This window comes from Bacillus sp. FSL E2-8887, from assembly GCF_038007205.1.
GTDB lineage: Bacteria > Bacillota > Bacilli > Bacillales > Bacillaceae_G > Bacillus_A > Bacillus_A mycoides.
Map to the genome: position 1 here is coordinate 1,700,755 of NZ_JBBOWS010000001.1, position 16,641 is coordinate 1,717,395.

Consider the following 16,641-nt stretch of genomic DNA (forward strand, 5'->3'; position numbering starts at 1 on the left):
AGTGTGACAGGGAAAATAATATAATTATGAGTCAAGTTGGCGGAAATACCGATTTGTTTTTCGATCCTGATTGCCGTCTCTATATTCATCAACATATTGTCTGAAGTTCCAGGATTGTAAAAACTTATTAGCTGCATTATAACCAGAGTTATAGAGCCATTCTTTCTCTTCTTTAGTTAGTTGAAAATTAGTACTGGTAATGATTCCTGTTGGAATTGTAATAGTTCTAGCCTTTGATTCTTTATCTAAATGACGTAAATCATGAGCTTGCATCATCGTTTTAAATAATCCTTTGAACATGGAAATAGGTTCGTCATAGTGGGCGGGATCAGCTTGAATCTCATCTTTTACAAAATGAAATCCAAAGGTAGGCCAGCGAGGAGAAGTCGGTGAATCGAAAATCCAAATTGGGTAATTACTTAAAATACCGCCGTCAACCATATAACAAGGTTGTTTCCATTTTGGGGTTCTCCATTTCACTGGTTCGAAGAAGAAAGGAATGGTTCCACTCATTCTTACTGCTTTAGCGATAGAGAAGCGATAATTTAAAAATCCGTAGTTTGGCAAGTCATCGGGAAAAATAACCATTTTACCATTGCTTATATCTGAAGCGATAATTTTGAGTTTATTCAAATCGGGTAAGTCTGTAAACAAATGAATTCCTTTTTTTCTAAGCAGGTCTTCTAGCCATTCTTCGAGAAATACATTTGAATAAATACCTAGAGTAGACCAAGCGCTTAATCCTTTACCAATAAAGGGGATTTTATCAAGAAAAGTTTTTTTAGTGAATTTTTCATAATCAATGTCTGTTACAATCGTCTTTAATTCGGAACAAGAATATCCTGCTGCTAGAAGAGCTGCAATAATAGCGCCGGCTGATGTTCCAGCTAAACGTTCCCATTCATATCCTTTTTCGGCTAACGCGCAAATTGCCCCTACATGAGCAATTCCGCGTACACCGCCTCCTTCAAAAACACCATCAATTTTCATTGAACATACTTCCTTTCCAAAAAATGAAAATGGAAAAAAAGCACGTATTGTACGTGCTTTTTTACAATAGTTTTTAAGTTTACTAGCAGCCTACAAAGCCGCCCCAACAGCTAGCTCCGATGATGATTAGAAGGATAAATAAAACGATTAATAAAGCGAAACCTCCATAACCACAACCGCCACCACAACTACCGCCGTAACCGTAACCACCGCCGTAACCGCCGCAACTATATCCGTAACCCATGTGGAATTCCTCCTTAAATTAAAAATAAAAATGAACGAGGGGAAAATGTACTGGAAGAAATAAAGAACTATCGTGTTTGTAGGAACAATGTATACTATGCTTTTTTAAACTTGTTCGCGTACGAGGGATAAGCCCGTTTTTTGGAGGGCTTGTTGAATTTACAATGAATGAAGTATAATCTTTGTGCTATGATACAAATAAGTATGTAAATGTAAGGAGAATTTATGGAACAGAAAATTGAAATATTAATTGATAAATATGAACTAACACATTTGAAACAGGAACTTATTAATACTGTATTTCCTTGTGTAAAAGTTGTGCCAAAACAACAGGAAATAATTGCGATAGGCAGTTCGAAAATGGGCGGAGTTCCTGATTTGCCAAATACATTTGAATATCCAACATACAAAGAGAATCCGTTACGTTTTATCGCGCAATTTAATTTAAGTGATTTACAAAACGTTGGTATGGATCATAATCTTCCTAAGACAGGGATGTTATATTTCTTTAGTATTGAAAATTACTTTGAAGAAGATGTGGATCCAACCGAAGCTGGACGTGTACTTTATTATGATATCCCTGTAGAGCAATTACGTAGAGTAGATGAAATACAAGCGAAATATAACCAGTGCGCAATTACTTTTGAACTGACGTATAAATTACCGGAGCTTTTCATTGAAGATGAGGCGGATTCAGATCGTTTCTTGCAATTACTTGAAGAGCTAATCCCAGACAACTATGATAATCATCAAATGTTTGGAGAACCATTCTCTGTACAAGATGAGGTATTGTACGAGACTGGACAATATATGGGGATAGATCCACAGCATATGACGCTCTTATTCCAAATTGATTCAGATACTAAAAATTGTAATATGATGTGGGGAGATTTAGGGATGCTTTATTTCTGTATTGGAAATGAAGACTTGAAAAATCGCCATTTTGAAAATACATGCTGTGTATTGCAAACTTGCTAAAAAAAGGGTTGTTCTTTTTCTAAAAGAACAACCCTTTTAAAAATGTTAAATATGCATAATCTCATATGACCTATTTTGAAAAGTATTGTATACTCTGAAACTATACGATACTTTTTTGTATAGTTATAGAATGTAAGGAGTGACAAGATGGGAAAGACAAGTAAGTATGTGACAGCTGCCGCACTTTGTTCAACTATAGTAATGGGAGGCTTACAGGCGTCAGCTGTATCTTATGCGGCTACGAATCCGACTACAGTGACAACACAATCAGATGCAAAGTTGTTAAATGATTTCAGAAAAGAATTAAAAAAACAGATTGATAATAGAGAAGAAAATATTACAATCACATATAAAACAAAAGATAGAAATGCTAGAAATATTATGGACCAATTGTATGGCGAGTTTAATAAAATTGTAGATGCTGATGAGTATGTAAAATATAATGTAGCGTCTACTAAATATTCTATAAAAGGGATGCCAGGGAATTATACATTTACATTACAAGTGAAGTATCGTGAATCAAAAGAGCAAACACAGTATGTAAAGTCTCAGGCGAAAGCAATTGTAAATTCTATCATTAAACAAGGCATGGATGAACATGAAAAAGTGAAAGCTATTCATGATTATGTTGTGAAAGAAGTATCATATGATACTTCTTATCAAGCATATACAGCGTATGAAGCGTTAGCGAATCGTTCTGCCGTTTGCCAAGGATATACATTGTTAACATATCAATTACTAAAAGAAGCAGGTATTCAAAATCATATTGTAACAGGTACAGGGAATGGACAAGCTCACGCATGGAATTTAGTGAACATTGATAACAAGTGGTACCACCTTGATACTACATTCGATGATCCAGTTCCTGATAAAGCTGAGCGCGTAACATATTCATATTTTAATATGTCTGATGAACAATTAAGCAAAGACCATGAATGGGATCGTAGTGAATATCCAGCGGCAACTACAAGCTACTTCAACGAATTAACAAGCAAAATAAAAGCCGGTAGTTCAAAAACTGCTGTATATGAACAAATGTTAAAAGAAACAAATTTAAAGTATTTATCTGCACAATACGGAGCGGAAAATTACAATGAGTTTAAGAAAAAATTACAGCAACAATTTGCTTCCAAGCCAGAAAAAGTAGAAGTACGATATAAGCAGTCCATGGATGGAACGATGCAAGATATAAAGAAAGTATTAAATGAAATAACTTGGCCAAAAGGTGCAAAGCGTGTATCTTATCAAGTTGCGCCATATAGTGCAATGACAGGTTATTCATTAGCGACAATTACATTTACGTATTAATGAAAAAGAGCATCTTTAAAAGGTGCTCTTTTTACGTTTGAGTATAATTCTAGTGACTATTTAGAATTATGTGATAAAATAATTGGAAATAGAGGATGTGATAGCTGAATGAATTTGTTCGAAAATAATATATTTGCATTGATATATTTTTGTCTAGTAATCGGACTTATCGTTTTGTTTTTTGTATCATTTACTCTGTTCATTAAAAGATTATTGCAAAACAACAATCTGAAAAAACAACATGTGATTAATATGAATCAGAAGTTAGATCGGATTATTGAATTGCTTGAAAAAGATAAAAAAGAATAATGGAAGATGGATAAAAAGGAGAAGCAGATGGCGAATTATATAAAGGAATTACGTGAAAAAATAGGGCATGATTATGTTATTTTGAATTTTGCAGGAGGTTGTGTATTTAATGAATTTGGTGAAGTGCTTCTGCAAAAAAGAGGAGACTTTAATGCTTGGGGATTTCCAGGCGGTGCAATGGAAATCGGGGAATCTGCGGCAGAAACTGCGATTCGAGAAATAAAAGAAGAAACAGGATATGATGTGAAAATTGATGAGCTCATTGGTGTGTATACGAAATATTTTCAAGCATATCCGAATGGAGATCAGGCACAGGCAATTGTAATATTCTTTAAGTTTTCAATCGTTGGAGGGAATACAAAAATAGACGGTGATGAAACGTTAGATTTGCAGTTTTTCCCTTTAGACAAAATGCCGCCATTGTTTAATAAACAACATGAAGATTGCTTGCAGGATTTATTAGAGAAAAGAGTAGGGGTATATCGTTAACGTATAAAAAAGAAGCTAAATGAGATTAGCTTCTTTTTTTATGTTCTATTTCCACCAATCATCAAACATTGACGCTGGTACTTGTCTTTTATGTTCACTCACTTTGTAACGCTTCTCGATCTTTTCAGCAACGTCAGCTGGAACGGATTTACCTTCTAAATAGTCATCTAATTGATCGTAAGTAATGCCTAGCTCTGTTTCATCAGCTTGACCTGGTTTTTCATCTAATAAATCAGCTGTTGGCATTTTTAAGTAAAGTCGCTCGTCTGCACCTAATTCTTGTAATAAATCACGTCCTTGGCGTTTCGTTAATCCCGTTAATGGTAATAAATCTGCACCGCCATCTCCGAATTTTGTGAAGAAACCTGTTACAGCTTCAGCAGCATGATCAGTTCCGATAACGAGTAGCCCTTGTTGTCCGCCGATTGCGTATTGTGTAACCATACGGATACGCGCTTTAACGTTCCCTTTATTGAAATCTGTTAATGATTCGCCTAATAAGTTTTCGTATTGATTTGAGAAAGCATCAACTGTTGAAGCGATATCAAAAGCAACAGACTGATCAGCTTGAATAAATTGTAATGCTAATTGTGCATCATCTTCATCTTTTTGTACTTTGTATGGAAGACGTACGGAGATAAACGTTGCGTTACCACCTTCATTACGAACTTCTTCGACTGCAAGCTGTGCTAAACGTCCTGCCAGTGTAGAGTCTTGTCCGCCGCTAATTCCAAGTACAAATCCTTTTGCACCTGTAGTTTTTAAATAATCTTTTAAGAAATCAATTCGTTTACGAATTTCTACTTTCGGATCAATTACAGGCTGAACATGTAATGCTTTCATAATTTGTTCTTGTAATGTCATTATGTTTTCCTCCTATTCATATTAAAGCGGTAAATAAGTTTATATGTATATTGGTACATACTTCTATCCTTTATTATTTCGCAAAACTAACGAATATACAATAGGATGCGTGTATGAATATGAATGTAGTCATTATAATGAAACTGTTTTATATAAGCAATTGTTTAAAACCTTTCAATAATGTAAGGTTTTTGTCATTTGAATCGATGGAAGGTATTTCCGAACTTTACTAATATAAAAGTATAGTTAGTAGAAGGGCGGAGAAGTAGTATGAACATTAGAGAACTCGCATTTCGAAATGTAACGCGAAATAGACGAACATACTCAGCTTATTTTTTGAGTAGTGCATTTGCAATTATGGCCTTTTTTGTGTATTCATTTTTTGCGTTTCATCCGGTATTAAGTGCTGGAGAATTAGGACAGTACGTATTCGTAAGTATGTCTTTTGCGCAGTCTATTATTTACTTATTTACATTCTTCTTTATTTTATATTCAATGGGAATGTTTTTAAAAACGAGAAAGCGTGAACTAGGAATTTTAATGATGTTAGGTATGACGAAATATCAATTAAAGCGTCTTATCTTCTTTGAAAATATAATGATTGGAATAGGGGCAATAATTTTTGGGATTCTTTCAGGTATGTTGTTTTCAGGAATATTAATATTTGTAGCTCCGATGATATTAAAACTAGATATCTCTTTATCCTATTACATACCGATGAAAGCGATTGTTGTAACGAGTATTATGTTTTTCGTATTATTTATGATCATTTCATTGTTTAGTGCAGGAATGGTTCGTAAAAATAAAATTATGAAATTGTTTAGAGGATCAGCAGAGGCGAAGCCAGAACCGAAGGCATCTATAATTTCTTCTATATTAGCAGTAGTATTGCTTAGTGCTGGTTATGCAGGAGCTCTTATGTCACATGGTGCAATGGTATTTATAATGATGATTCCTGTTACAACGGTAGTCATTATTGGTACGTATTTGCTGTACAAGCAGTTGAGTGTCTTTATTATTCGATTATGTAAAAAAAGTAAACGTTTCTATTGGACACAGACAAATATTATTACTTTGTCAGATTTAGCATACCGTATGAGAGATAATGCAAGGATGTTCTTTATTGTAACGATTATTTCAACTGTAGCATTTTCAGCAATAGGTACATTGGTTGGGTTTGCTTCGATGACGAAAGAAATTATGGACAGACCAATTGCGTTTCACTATCAGTCTAAGCAAGGTAATAGCAATGAGTCACAGCATCTGAAAATCATTGACGAAGGATTAAAGAGACATAATATAGCAGCTTCAAAAATAAATATTTCATCGAAGAAAACGGAGGAGCAGTCGTTAAGAAGCGCCATTTTTATAAAAGAATCAGATTATAAGGAATATGCAAAGTTAACAGGAGAACCATTTAATAGTGTATCAAATAAAGAGGCTTTATTTTTGTCAGTCGAAATACCCGGACCACCGATGAAAGAAAGAAAAGAAATTACTTTACCAAATATGAATGAACCTTTAAATGTGAAAAAAGTTAATACTTCTTCATTAAGTAAAATACTAAGAGGTAATGTGTATGTAATCTCTAAAAATCAATATGATTCATTACAAGATGGATTTAAAGAAGAAAAAGATTATATGTATAAAACACAATCCGCGAAAGATGAAATTGAGGTCGGTAAGGAACTTACGCTTCAGATGAAGCCTTATGAAGAACATTCAACGTTTAGTGCAGAAGAATACGATCAAAATCAAAGTCTACAAATCGCAGGACCCATTTTATTTGTAGGTTTCTTTATTGGTATTGTATTTTTCGTTTGTGCAGGAAGCTTCCTTTACTTCCGTTTATTTTCAGATTTGGAGGACGATACTCGTTTATTTGAAATGATTCGAAAAGTTGGATTGACGAGAGGGGAATTATCGAAAGTAGTCACAATCCGCTTAGCGCTTTTATTCTTCGTTCCAGTTGGAGTTGCAACATTACACGGGGCAGTAGCATTAACTGCGTTAGGACAAATGTTTGAGTACTCACTGTTTAAAGAAAATACAATTGTATTAAGTATTTTCGTAGGTATTCAAGTTGTATACTTCTTAATTATAAGATCGCGTTATTTAAAACAATTGAAAGAAAGATTGAATATTCGTTAAATGTGTTTTTTTAACTTTTGTACTATATTTTCTAAAAAGAGTAAGGCATTACCAAATATATAGTGATAAAATGAAAATAGCGAGGTGAAAAAAATAATAGAGAGTAAGGGGGGAGTAACATGAAAGCAACAGGAATTATTCGAAAAGTAGATGAATTGGGACGGATAGTTATTCCTAAAGAATTACGAGATGTATTAGGAATACAAATCAAATCACCACTTGAAATTTTTGTAGAAGAAGACAAAGTCATTTTACAAAAATATCAACCTTACAATGCTTGTCAAATAACAGGTGATGTTTCAGACCAAAATATTTCATTAGCAAATGGAAACATTACTGTTAGTATAGAAGGCGCAAAACATGTAATAAAAGAAATTGAGCAGTTTTTGAACAAGAGTAAGATTTAGTCTTAATTTATCCCGCTATTTGTGGGCAGTAAAACTCCCACCTCAAAACTCGGCTGAAGCAAAGAAGTTAGGTGGGAGATCAACTGCCCGTAAAAGCCCGATTGGTGAGGGCTAATAATCAGTGAGGGATGAACACCACCCACTGATTATAGTTTCACTTTATATTATTCTATTGAAAAACTGAAAAAGAAAAGGACCATTAATGGTCCTTTTCTTTTGTTTATTGAGAAACATTTGAGAGGAAGGGAAATGGAACGAATAAAACGAATGTTAAATCTAAACGCATTCAATAGTGGTCTGAAATGAAAATAATATATTTTCAGGAGGGATTACGATGAATAGTAGTACAGCGAATAAACAAAAAGGCATTAAATTAATTCCGTTTACTGTAAATAAAGTGGTTGAACAAGTAAATGAAATTCCACCAGGTGTACAATTGATTCATGCTCCGCAAGTATGGGAAAAGAGCGCGAAAGGAAAAGACATTGTCGTTGCTGTTTTAGATACAGGTTGTGATGTAAATCATGTAGATTTAAAAGATCGTATTATTGGTGGGAGAAATTTCACAAAAGATTATGAAGGAAATCCCAATATTTATCTTGATAATAATGGGCATGGTACTCATGTAGCGGGGACAATTGCAGCGACTGAAAATGGAGTAGGTGTACTAGGAGTCGCACCACTTTCTAAAATGTTAGTTTTAAAAGTATTAGCTGGAGATGGTTCTGGAAGTTATGAGCAAATTATTGAGGCCATTCATTATGCTGTAAATTGGAGAGGACCGAATAAAGAGAAAGTGAGAATTATTTCAATGTCACTTGGTGGTCCGCAAGATGTACCAGAGTTACATGAAGCTATTCAAAATGCGGTAAAACAAGACGTACTTGTCGTGTGCGCTGCAGGAAATGATGGAGATTGTAACGATGATACTGAAGAATTAGATTTTCCAGGTGCTTATTCTGAAGTAATTGAAGTAGGTGCTGTTAATTTAGAGCGGAAAATTTCATGCTTTAGTAATTCAAATCAAGAAATTGATTTAGTAGCGCCGGGTGATGAAATACTGTCTACGTATCCAGAGGGGAAATATGCGGTATTAAGTGGTACTTCAATGGCGACGCCGCATGTCGCTGGGGCGCTAGCACTTCTCATAAAGCAGTGTGAGAGAGAGTATGGTAGAAAATTATCAGAGCCGGAAATATATGCGCAACTTATAAAAAGGACTGTACCTTTAGGGTATGAACGTACATCTGAAGGGAATGGATTAATAGATTTATTAAAAGAATAGTAATTACTAAAAAACATCTCATATAAATATGAGATGTTTTTTAGTATGGTTCTGTTGCATGTATTACGACGTCTAATAAACCGGGGAATCTAGCATTTAAGTCATCTTCACGAATTGAAATGAAACGTTGTGTGCCTTCAAGGCGTGTATACATAACACCAGATTCACGTAGCACTTTGAAATGGTGAGATAAAGTTGATTTCGCAATTGGGATGTTTAACGCGCCACAAGATTGTTCATTTTTCTCTAGTAGCATAGTTACAATTTGTAAACGAATTTGATCGCTAAGTGCGTATAAGACAGAAGAGAATTGAATTTCTTCTCGATTAGGATGATAGAGAGTACGCATTTTTTCACCTACTTGTATAAGTTAATATATTTGCACTATAACATATAAAGTGGTATATTTCTATTGTTCGAATATAATCGAACAATAGAAATATAGGGGGATAAAAAATGAAGTATACAAAATTGCAAAAGGCAGGACTAAATATTTCGAAGTTGGGGTTAGGAACAAACGCTGTTGGGGGACATAATTTATATGCTGATGTGAATGAGGAAGAAGGAAAAAGATTAATAGAAGAAGCAATTCAGCAAGGGATTACATTTTTTGATACAGCAGATTCATACGGTTTCGGTAGATCAGAGGAATTGGTAGGAGAAGTATTAAAAGGAAAACGTCACGAGTTTGTACTTGCTACAAAAGGTGGAATTCAGCCGCTATTAAATGGAGAGGTTCATATTAATAATGAACGAAGCTATTTAAGAAATGCTGTGGAAAATAGCTTAAGAAGATTACAAACTGATTATATTGATTTATATTATTTACATTTTACAAATCCTGAAACAAGTTACATAGATTCAATTGGAGAGCTTACTCGCCTAAAAGAAGAAGGAAAAATTCGTTCAATTGGAATATCTAACGTAAATGTAGAGCAATTAAAAGAAGCGAATCAGCACGGACATATAGATGTTGTACAATCACCGTATAATATGTTGGATCGTGTTGCTGGGGAAGAACTTTTGCCATATTGTATAGAATCAGGTATTTCATTTATTCCGTACGGGCCTCTTGCCTTTGGGATACTAGGCGGGAAATATACAGAAGATTTTAAATTAAACGAAAGCGATTGACGTCAAAGTGTAAATCTATTTGAAGAAAATACATATAAGAGTAACTTTAAGAAAGTTGAGAAGTTAAAAGGTTTAGCTAAAGAAATGAATCTTGAAGTATCGCATTTAGCTTTAGCGTGGTTATTAAACAAAAAAGGAATTGATACTGTTATTCCTGGCGGGAAGCGGGCAGAGCAAATAAGAGAAAGTGTAAGAGCAGTGGATGTTTCATTGAATGAAAAAGTTATGAAAGAGATTGAATCTATTTTAGAAGATTAGTTGAAAAGAGGGATAGGGCCCTCTTTTTATATAAAAGGAGAAGGTTTAAATGAAAAGAGTGCTAGCTGTATTCTTTACGATAATGTTTATGATTGGTACAGATACTTTCTTAATTTCACCACTTTTGCCGACATTACAACAGGTGTATCATGTATCAACTGAATTATCAGGATGGATGGTGAGTTCATATGCTTTAGGATACGCTGGATTTGCGCTTATCGCTGGTCCTATATCAGATGGCTTAAACAGAAAAAAAGTGATGGTATTAGGAATGAGTTTTTTTGCATTAAGTACATTTTTGTGTGGAATGGCACCGAGTTTTTTATGGATGCTAACATTTAGATTTTTAGCAGGTGTAAGTGCAGCTTTTGTATCTCCACAAGTATGGGCATCTATTCCGCTCCTTATAGAGAAGAAGCAAATTGTAAAAGCAATTGGAATTGCAACAGCAGGGTTATCAATCTCCCAAATCTTAGGCCTGCCAATTGGAGCATATTTAGCAACGATACATTATACAACACCATTCTTCGTCATTGGTATATTATCAGCACTACTTGTCGTTCTTATTTATGTAGTATTACCAGAAATACAACCGGTTCATATAGGTGGAAGTAAAACAAACATCTTAAAGCGCTATAAACAATTACTTACAGATTCAAAGGTTTCACTTTCTTATTTTGCATATTTTGTTTTTCAAACTGGTAATTTTGCTGCATTTTCATTTTTTGGTGTATGGCTTTCCATTCAATTTGGCTTACAAGTCCATGAAATAGGAACAGCTATGCTCGTATTAGGGTTAGGAAATTTAACAGGGAATATTTTTGGCCCAAGAATCGTAAATAAAATTGGTTATAACCTTTCTTTCTATGGTGGAATTGTATTTACAGCTGTGCTATATGTATTACTTCCTCATGTAAAGAACATTATATTTGTGGAGTTATTATTCTTTGTTTTATTTTTTGTGACAGGAATTTTGTTTGTATTGATGATGGGGTGCTTACAAAATATGTCTAGTATAGCAAGAGGAACAGGAGCCGCTCTTGCTAATGCTTCTATGTATATTGGCCAAATGATTGGAGCGGCAATAGCAGGAATGTTATTTGCAGCATCTCACAATTTTATACTTGTAGGTAGTTTTACTGCGTTACTATATATAGGAGCTTTATTTTTGTTTAGAAAAAGTGAAAAGCTTAGTGAAGATAGTGAAAAAGGAATTGCATCATAAAGCCTTTAAAAATAAATCGGGGAAATCCAAAAAAATAAAAAATCCCTAAAGAGATAGGGATTTATATATCGGCATATAGTTCCTTGGAAAAGGATATACTTAGTTTAACATATAGGAATACTTATATTTGTGAAATAGATGTGAAAGTAATGTGAAAAATGCCGTAATAAAAAGCACTGTTTTAGCTAAAACAGTGCTTTTCGTTTAGATTGAACTGTTGCCGCATTTTCATCATGTATTCCTGCTTCTTTAATAATTCGTTTTTTTACTTTATTTAATAGATGGTCTACTGCCTCACCAAAATAGTTAGCTTCGCTTTTTGTGCGGGCTTCTCGTAAACATTTATAGTTTTCTAGCAGTTCCTCTTTTTCGGTGTTTGTTAAGAAATCTTCTATTTTCTTTTTTGTCATACGAAACACCCTTTCTTCTGACAAACGACGCAATAGAAAATATTTATTTTTTATTATAACAATAATTTTTAGAGAAAGTATAGACTAACGTCGTAATAGTTTGTCAATTTCTTGGATTTTCTCATCAGCTTTCCCAATTTGCGTATTTTTAGCCTGTTCACCACCAAGAGCTTGGTGAAGTAAAAACGTTTGACCGGAAATAGCGGTCACAATGGAGACTTTTATAATTTCTTTTATTAAGGTGACATCGAATAAAACGAGTCCAAGAAGTGCGGCGAGGCTACCTGTAAAAATATCAGTTAAAAATCCAAAATGAAAAAAAGTTTTTAAACGGCGTGGAAGCAATAACTTGCCTTGGTTATTGATCAGATGGGAAACGAAGCCAGTAATGCCACCAACGAGAACAGCGGTTAGCCATTGATACATTTCCATCGAATCCACTCCTTTTAGTGAATAAGATTCGATAATTTGATATTGATTCCTTTTAATATTTCATATAAGCATATTGAGAAAGTTTGTTTAGGTTTATTCCGTATTCAATTTAATTATAACAGAAAAATCTGATATATTTCAGTCTATTGTATGAAGCGGTTATTCCTTAATATGAATGTAGAAAGGGGTGCGTGATATGAATATAGATTATCGAATAAGAAGTGTAGATGGTTATACAAAAAATATAGGGGAATTAGTAAGCATGCTGGAACATACGAGGGCTGTAACATTACAGGAAATAAACGATCTATCAGTTGAGCAATTAGATTTAATTATGCCAAGTGGAGGGAATTCCATCGGAGCGTTACTAAAGCATATAGCAGCTATTGAAAAAGCACATCAGCTTATTTCATTTCAAAATCGTGACTTTACAAAAGAAGAATTAGAAATATGGGAAGATGCACTGTATTTAGGGGAAGTTGGGAGAACGATTCATGGTCATGAAATACAGTATTATGTACAACTTTTGCAAAACGTGAGAGAAGAAACACTAAAGTGTTTGAGTGAACAGGATGACGAATGGCTAATGTCAGAAAGAAAGTGGCCTAATGGCGTAGCGTATAATCAGCACTACCTTTGGTTTCATGTGCTAGAAGATGAAATTAGTCATCGCGGACAAATTAAAATGCTAAAAAATAAGTTATTTGAAAATTACGTTAAATAAGGTAGCTTTTTAAATCAATATTCCATATAATGAGAGTAATTAAAATAAGAACGGGGTGATGTATTATGGCGAAATTAACTTATATGAATAATAAACCAAATACAAAGGTGGACGGAAAGGGCGATACTCTATAAGTGAGCGCACGATCCTTCCACTAAGTTCAAACTAGGGAGGATATCAATTTGGATCAAAATATTTTAGAATCTTTCGGATGGGATTCTTTTTTTGAAGAACAAGCTGTAGAGAACTATGAAGTAGGGCGTATTTTACTTGAGCATAAGCATATATATCGGATTATTTGTAATGATGGTGAATATGTAGCGGAACTGTCTGGGAAGTTTCGTCATGAAGCGTTAACGAAGGGAGATTATCCGGCAGTTGGGGATTGGGTATATATAAAGAAAATAGAAAATGAGAAAAAGGCAATTATTCACCGTATTTTTCCGAGAAGAAGTTCTTTTTCAAGACAAGAAGCTGGTAACAGAACTGAAGAACAAATTATCGCAACAAATGTAGATTATCTATTTTTAGTGAATGCACTTAACCATGATTTCAACGTAAGAAGGATGGAACGTTATTTGCTGGTGGCTTATGAGAGCGGTGCAATGCCTGTTATTGTTTTAACGAAGAGTAGTTTATGTGAAGATGTGGAACAGAAAATTGCAGAAACTGAAGCGGTAGCAATCGGTGTTCCTATATTTGTTGTTGATAGCTTAGTGTACGTCGGAATAGAATCATTGCAACAATTTGTCTCACCAGGAAAAACAGTTGCTTTAGTTGGATCTTCAGGTGCAGGAAAATCTACTTTGTTAAATGCATTAATAGGAACAGATGTAGCAAAAACCGGAGATATACGTGAAGAAGATAGTAAAGGAAGACATACGACAACTCACCGTGAATTGTTCCAATTACCGAGTGGCGGTTTAGTAATTGATACTCCTGGTATGAGGGAACTTCAGCTTTGGGAAGGAAGCGCGGCAATTCAAACTACATTTTCTGATATTGAAGATCTTGCAAATACTTGCCGCTTTCGAGATTGTAAACATGAGAATGAACCAGGATGCGCAGTGCATAAAGCAATTGATAACGGGCTAATGACGATAAATCGTTTGCAAAGCTATAAAAAGTTGCAAAGAGAATTGGCGTATTTTATGAGAAAACAAGATGCTATTCTCGCAAGAGCTGAGCGTGATAAGTGGAAGAAGATTTCTAAACAACATAAAAAAATGTAAAAAACCAAAGGACTATTCCTTTGGTTTTTTGTATTTGTAAATTTTATAATAATATTATTCATATATATAGACAAAGGGGGAATATTTGTTTAAACTTTACAAGGTGTTTATCAAAAACGAATTGTAAAAATAGAGGATAGGGAATGGGATATATTCATAATTGGTTATTTATCTTTAAAACTTAATATTTAAATGTAGGAGGTTTATAATGAGTAAACTGTTAAGGTGGTTTCGAGATATAAAAGTAGCAAAAAAGCTATTAATTTCATTTTTGATAATTTTAATTGCGGCTGTCTCTATTATTGGAGGAATGTCTTATCAAACGGCTAAAAAGAATTTTGAATCACAAATTACGAGTAGTGCTCACGATAATATAAAAATATTAGATAATTTAATCAATCAAATGATTGAGGCGAAATTTAACGAAGTAAATAACTTTGCACGAGTGATTCATAGTGATATGTATCAAGGAGATAATCAAGATGAATTAAGAAAGGTATTATCTCAATATATTAATTTAAATAAAGATATTGAACAAGTATATGTTGCCGGCAATGATAAGAAGTTTGTGCAAGAACCAAATATACAAATGGCAGCAGATTATGATCCAACAACTCGTTCTTGGTATAAAGATGCAGTGAGTAAACAAGGTGGAATCGTGGTCACTGAACCGTATAAGGCGAAAGGAAATGGACATATTGTCGTAACGATCGCGAAACAAACAGAAGATAAAAATGGTGTTGTTGCGGTAGATTTAAGTTTAGAGAATTTATTGAAAACAACAAAGTTAATCAATATTGGTAAAAAAGGATATACTTTCATTTTAGATGGAAAACAAAAAATAATTGCGCATCCTCAAGAAAAACCAGGAGATAAAGCAGCTGATTCTTGGGCAAAGAGAATTTACGAAGATAATCAAGGCACTTTTTCATACACGTATGATGGTAGTGAAAAGAAAATGGTATTTGCTACAAACTTAAAAACAGGTTGGAAAATCGGTGGAACGATGTACTCAAATGAAGTAATTGAAGCTGCTCAGCCTGTATTTTATAATATGTTAATTGTTATGCTTATTTCATTAGTTGTAGGAGGGGCACTTATTTATTTCGTAACTCTTTCTATTACAAAACCTTTAAAGAGATTAGTTGCCACTTCTAAAGAAATAAGTGAAGGAGATTTAACGCAAACAATTGAAATTAATTCAAACGATGAAATCGGTCAACTTGCAAAAGGTTTTAATGAAATGACAGATTCACTAAGAACGTTAATTGGAAGAATTAATACTTCAGCAGGGCATGTTGCAGCTGCATCTGAAGAGTTAACAGCAAGTGTGAGACAAGCGAGTGAAGCGACTGAACAAATTACATCAGCAATGGATGAAATATCAAGTGGTGCAACGACGCAAACAGCAAGCGTAGAAAATGGTGCTATGTTACTGTTTGATGTAACAGAAGGGATTCAGCATGTAGCAAATAGCTCATCATCTATTAATACTGCTTCTGCTCACACTCGCGAAAAAGCAGAAGATGGTGGAAAGCTAGTTGGAAAAACAGTAAATCAAATGCAATCTATTGCGGAATCTGTTTCACAGTCAGATGCTGTTATTCAGTTGTTGAATAACAAATCAAAGCAAATTGGTGATATTTTAGAAGTTATTCAAAATATTGCAGATCAGACAAATCTTCTAGCTTTAAATGCAGCAATTGAGGCTGCAAGAGCTGGTGAGCATGGAAGAGGCTTTGCAATTGTTGCTGATGAAGTACGAAAATTAGCAGAACAATCTAGTGTATCATCAAGTGAAATTAGTAAATTAATTTGTGAAATACAAGATGATATGAGTAAGACAGTAAAATCTATGAATAATGTAAATGAAGAAGTGCAATCTGGACTTGTTATCGCAAATGAAACAAAACAAAATTTCACTGAAATTTTACAATCTACAAATGAAATTGCTGACCAAATTAAAACGATGGTTGAAACAGCTAATGGGATGTCAAAAGGTGCAAATGAAGTATCTATTTCGGTTGGTCAAATTGCTATGACGGCACAAAATAATGCGACGAGTACACAAAGTGTTGCAGCGTCAGCTGAGGAGCAGTTAGCTTCTATGGAAGAAATTGGTTCTGCGGCTGGTACACTATCTCAAATGGCTGAAGAGTTACAAGTATTAATTGAAAGATTTAAAGTATAAAAAGGGGAGGC

At 34.1% G+C, this 16,641-nt stretch carries 17 protein-coding genes and 1 pseudogene; 12 read left to right on the plus strand and 6 right to left on the minus strand.

Annotated elements, in window-relative coordinates; genetic code table 11:
* Window positions 1–24: 24 nt before the first annotated feature.
* Both NSQ08_RS08430 and NSQ08_RS08435 read right to left on the minus strand, forming a co-directional pair.
* Complete coding sequence (locus tag NSQ08_RS08430; protein WP_002141372.1) at window positions 25–990, minus strand: patatin-like phospholipase family protein; 966 nt, start codon at window positions 988–990, stop codon at window positions 25–27.
* Window positions 991–1,072: 82 nt separating this feature from the next.
* Window positions 1,073–1,234 carry a YjcZ family sporulation protein gene (locus NSQ08_RS08435; RefSeq protein WP_002012392.1) on the minus strand — a complete coding sequence of 54 codons (162 nt, stop codon included), beginning with the start codon at window positions 1,232–1,234 and terminating at the stop codon, window positions 1,073–1,075.
* 224 nt (window positions 1,235–1,458) lie between these two features.
* Between NSQ08_RS08435 and NSQ08_RS08440 the strand changes: the two genes are divergently transcribed.
* The 4 genes from NSQ08_RS08440 (at window position 1,459) to NSQ08_RS08455 (ending at window position 4,317) form a co-directional block, all read left to right on the plus strand.
* The gene (locus NSQ08_RS08440) at window positions 1,459–2,211 is read left to right on the plus strand and encodes a YwqG family protein (protein ID WP_002189330.1); all 753 of its coding nucleotides are present in this window, start codon (window positions 1,459–1,461) and stop codon (window positions 2,209–2,211) included.
* A 147-nt stretch (window positions 2,212–2,358) separates the two neighbouring features.
* A complete protein-coding gene (locus tag NSQ08_RS08445; RefSeq protein ID WP_002031428.1) occupies window positions 2,359–3,519 on the plus strand; it encodes a transglutaminase domain-containing protein in 1,161 nt (386 codons plus the stop codon).
* Window positions 3,520–3,627: 108 nt separating this feature from the next.
* Window positions 3,628–3,828 carry a DUF4083 domain-containing protein gene (locus tag NSQ08_RS08450; protein WP_002031430.1) on the plus strand — a complete coding sequence of 67 codons (201 nt, stop codon included), beginning with the start codon at window positions 3,628–3,630 and terminating at the stop codon, window positions 3,826–3,828.
* A gap of 27 nt (window positions 3,829–3,855) precedes the next feature.
* Entirely contained in the window at window positions 3,856–4,317 is a 462-nt protein-coding gene (locus tag NSQ08_RS08455) for an NUDIX hydrolase (RefSeq protein ID WP_002141378.1), read from the plus strand.
* 45 nt (window positions 4,318–4,362) lie between these two features.
* Here NSQ08_RS08455 and nadE read toward each other — a convergent pair whose 3' ends face one another.
* On the minus strand, window positions 4,363–5,181 hold the full coding sequence (gene nadE, locus NSQ08_RS08460; protein ID WP_002064947.1) for an ammonia-dependent NAD(+) synthetase: 819 nt from the start codon (window positions 5,179–5,181) through the stop codon (window positions 4,363–4,365).
* A 270-nt stretch (window positions 5,182–5,451) separates the two neighbouring features.
* On the opposite strand from nadE, the gene NSQ08_RS08465 reads away from it, so the two are divergent.
* From NSQ08_RS08465 to NSQ08_RS08475, 3 genes are all read left to right on the plus strand, one after another.
* Window positions 5,452–7,332 carry an ABC transporter permease gene (locus NSQ08_RS08465; RefSeq protein ID WP_340773463.1) on the plus strand — a complete coding sequence of 627 codons (1,881 nt, stop codon included), beginning with the start codon at window positions 5,452–5,454 and terminating at the stop codon, window positions 7,330–7,332.
* A gap of 119 nt (window positions 7,333–7,451) precedes the next feature.
* Window positions 7,452–7,739, plus strand: coding sequence for an AbrB/MazE/SpoVT family DNA-binding domain-containing protein (locus tag NSQ08_RS08470; RefSeq protein WP_002012401.1), 288 nt, complete (start codon window positions 7,452–7,454; stop codon window positions 7,737–7,739).
* A gap of 334 nt (window positions 7,740–8,073) precedes the next feature.
* Complete coding sequence (locus NSQ08_RS08475; RefSeq protein ID WP_002012402.1) at window positions 8,074–9,024, plus strand: serine protease; 951 nt, start codon at window positions 8,074–8,076, stop codon at window positions 9,022–9,024.
* A gap of 40 nt (window positions 9,025–9,064) precedes the next feature.
* Here NSQ08_RS08475 and NSQ08_RS08480 read toward each other — a convergent pair whose 3' ends face one another.
* Window positions 9,065–9,373: an ArsR/SmtB family transcription factor gene (locus NSQ08_RS08480; RefSeq protein ID WP_001259916.1), complete on the minus strand. Its 309-nt coding sequence runs from the start codon at window positions 9,371–9,373 to the stop codon at window positions 9,065–9,067.
* A 107-nt stretch (window positions 9,374–9,480) separates the two neighbouring features.
* On the opposite strand from NSQ08_RS08480, the pseudogene NSQ08_RS08485 reads away from it, so the two are divergent.
* Window positions 9,481–10,416, plus strand: a pseudogene (locus NSQ08_RS08485) (aldo/keto reductase).
* Window positions 10,417–10,465: 49 nt separating this feature from the next.
* Complete coding sequence (locus NSQ08_RS08490) at window positions 10,466–11,641, plus strand: MFS transporter (protein WP_193653198.1); 1,176 nt, start codon at window positions 10,466–10,468, stop codon at window positions 11,639–11,641.
* Between the two features lie 185 nt (window positions 11,642–11,826).
* Here NSQ08_RS08490 and NSQ08_RS08495 read toward each other — a convergent pair whose 3' ends face one another.
* Window positions 11,827–12,051 carry a hypothetical protein gene (locus tag NSQ08_RS08495; RefSeq protein ID WP_002141385.1) on the minus strand — a complete coding sequence of 75 codons (225 nt, stop codon included), beginning with the start codon at window positions 12,049–12,051 and terminating at the stop codon, window positions 11,827–11,829.
* A gap of 84 nt (window positions 12,052–12,135) precedes the next feature.
* Window positions 12,136–12,483 (minus strand): DUF4257 domain-containing protein, encoded by a 348-nt coding sequence (locus tag NSQ08_RS08500; RefSeq protein ID WP_000426320.1) that lies wholly within the window; start codon window positions 12,481–12,483, stop codon window positions 12,136–12,138.
* Window positions 12,484–12,679: 196 nt separating this feature from the next.
* On the opposite strand from NSQ08_RS08500, the gene NSQ08_RS08505 reads away from it, so the two are divergent.
* From NSQ08_RS08505 to NSQ08_RS08515, 3 genes are all read left to right on the plus strand, one after another.
* Window positions 12,680–13,207 (plus strand): DinB family protein, encoded by a 528-nt coding sequence (locus tag NSQ08_RS08505; RefSeq protein WP_340773479.1) that lies wholly within the window; start codon window positions 12,680–12,682, stop codon window positions 13,205–13,207.
* 182 nt (window positions 13,208–13,389) lie between these two features.
* The gene (rsgA, locus tag NSQ08_RS08510; RefSeq protein WP_044444234.1) at window positions 13,390–14,439 is read left to right on the plus strand and encodes a ribosome small subunit-dependent GTPase A; all 1,050 of its coding nucleotides are present in this window, start codon (window positions 13,390–13,392) and stop codon (window positions 14,437–14,439) included.
* A gap of 208 nt (window positions 14,440–14,647) precedes the next feature.
* Window positions 14,648–16,630: a methyl-accepting chemotaxis protein gene (locus NSQ08_RS08515; RefSeq protein WP_002086101.1), complete on the plus strand. Its 1,983-nt coding sequence runs from the start codon at window positions 14,648–14,650 to the stop codon at window positions 16,628–16,630.
* Window positions 16,631–16,641: the final 11 nt, after the last annotated feature.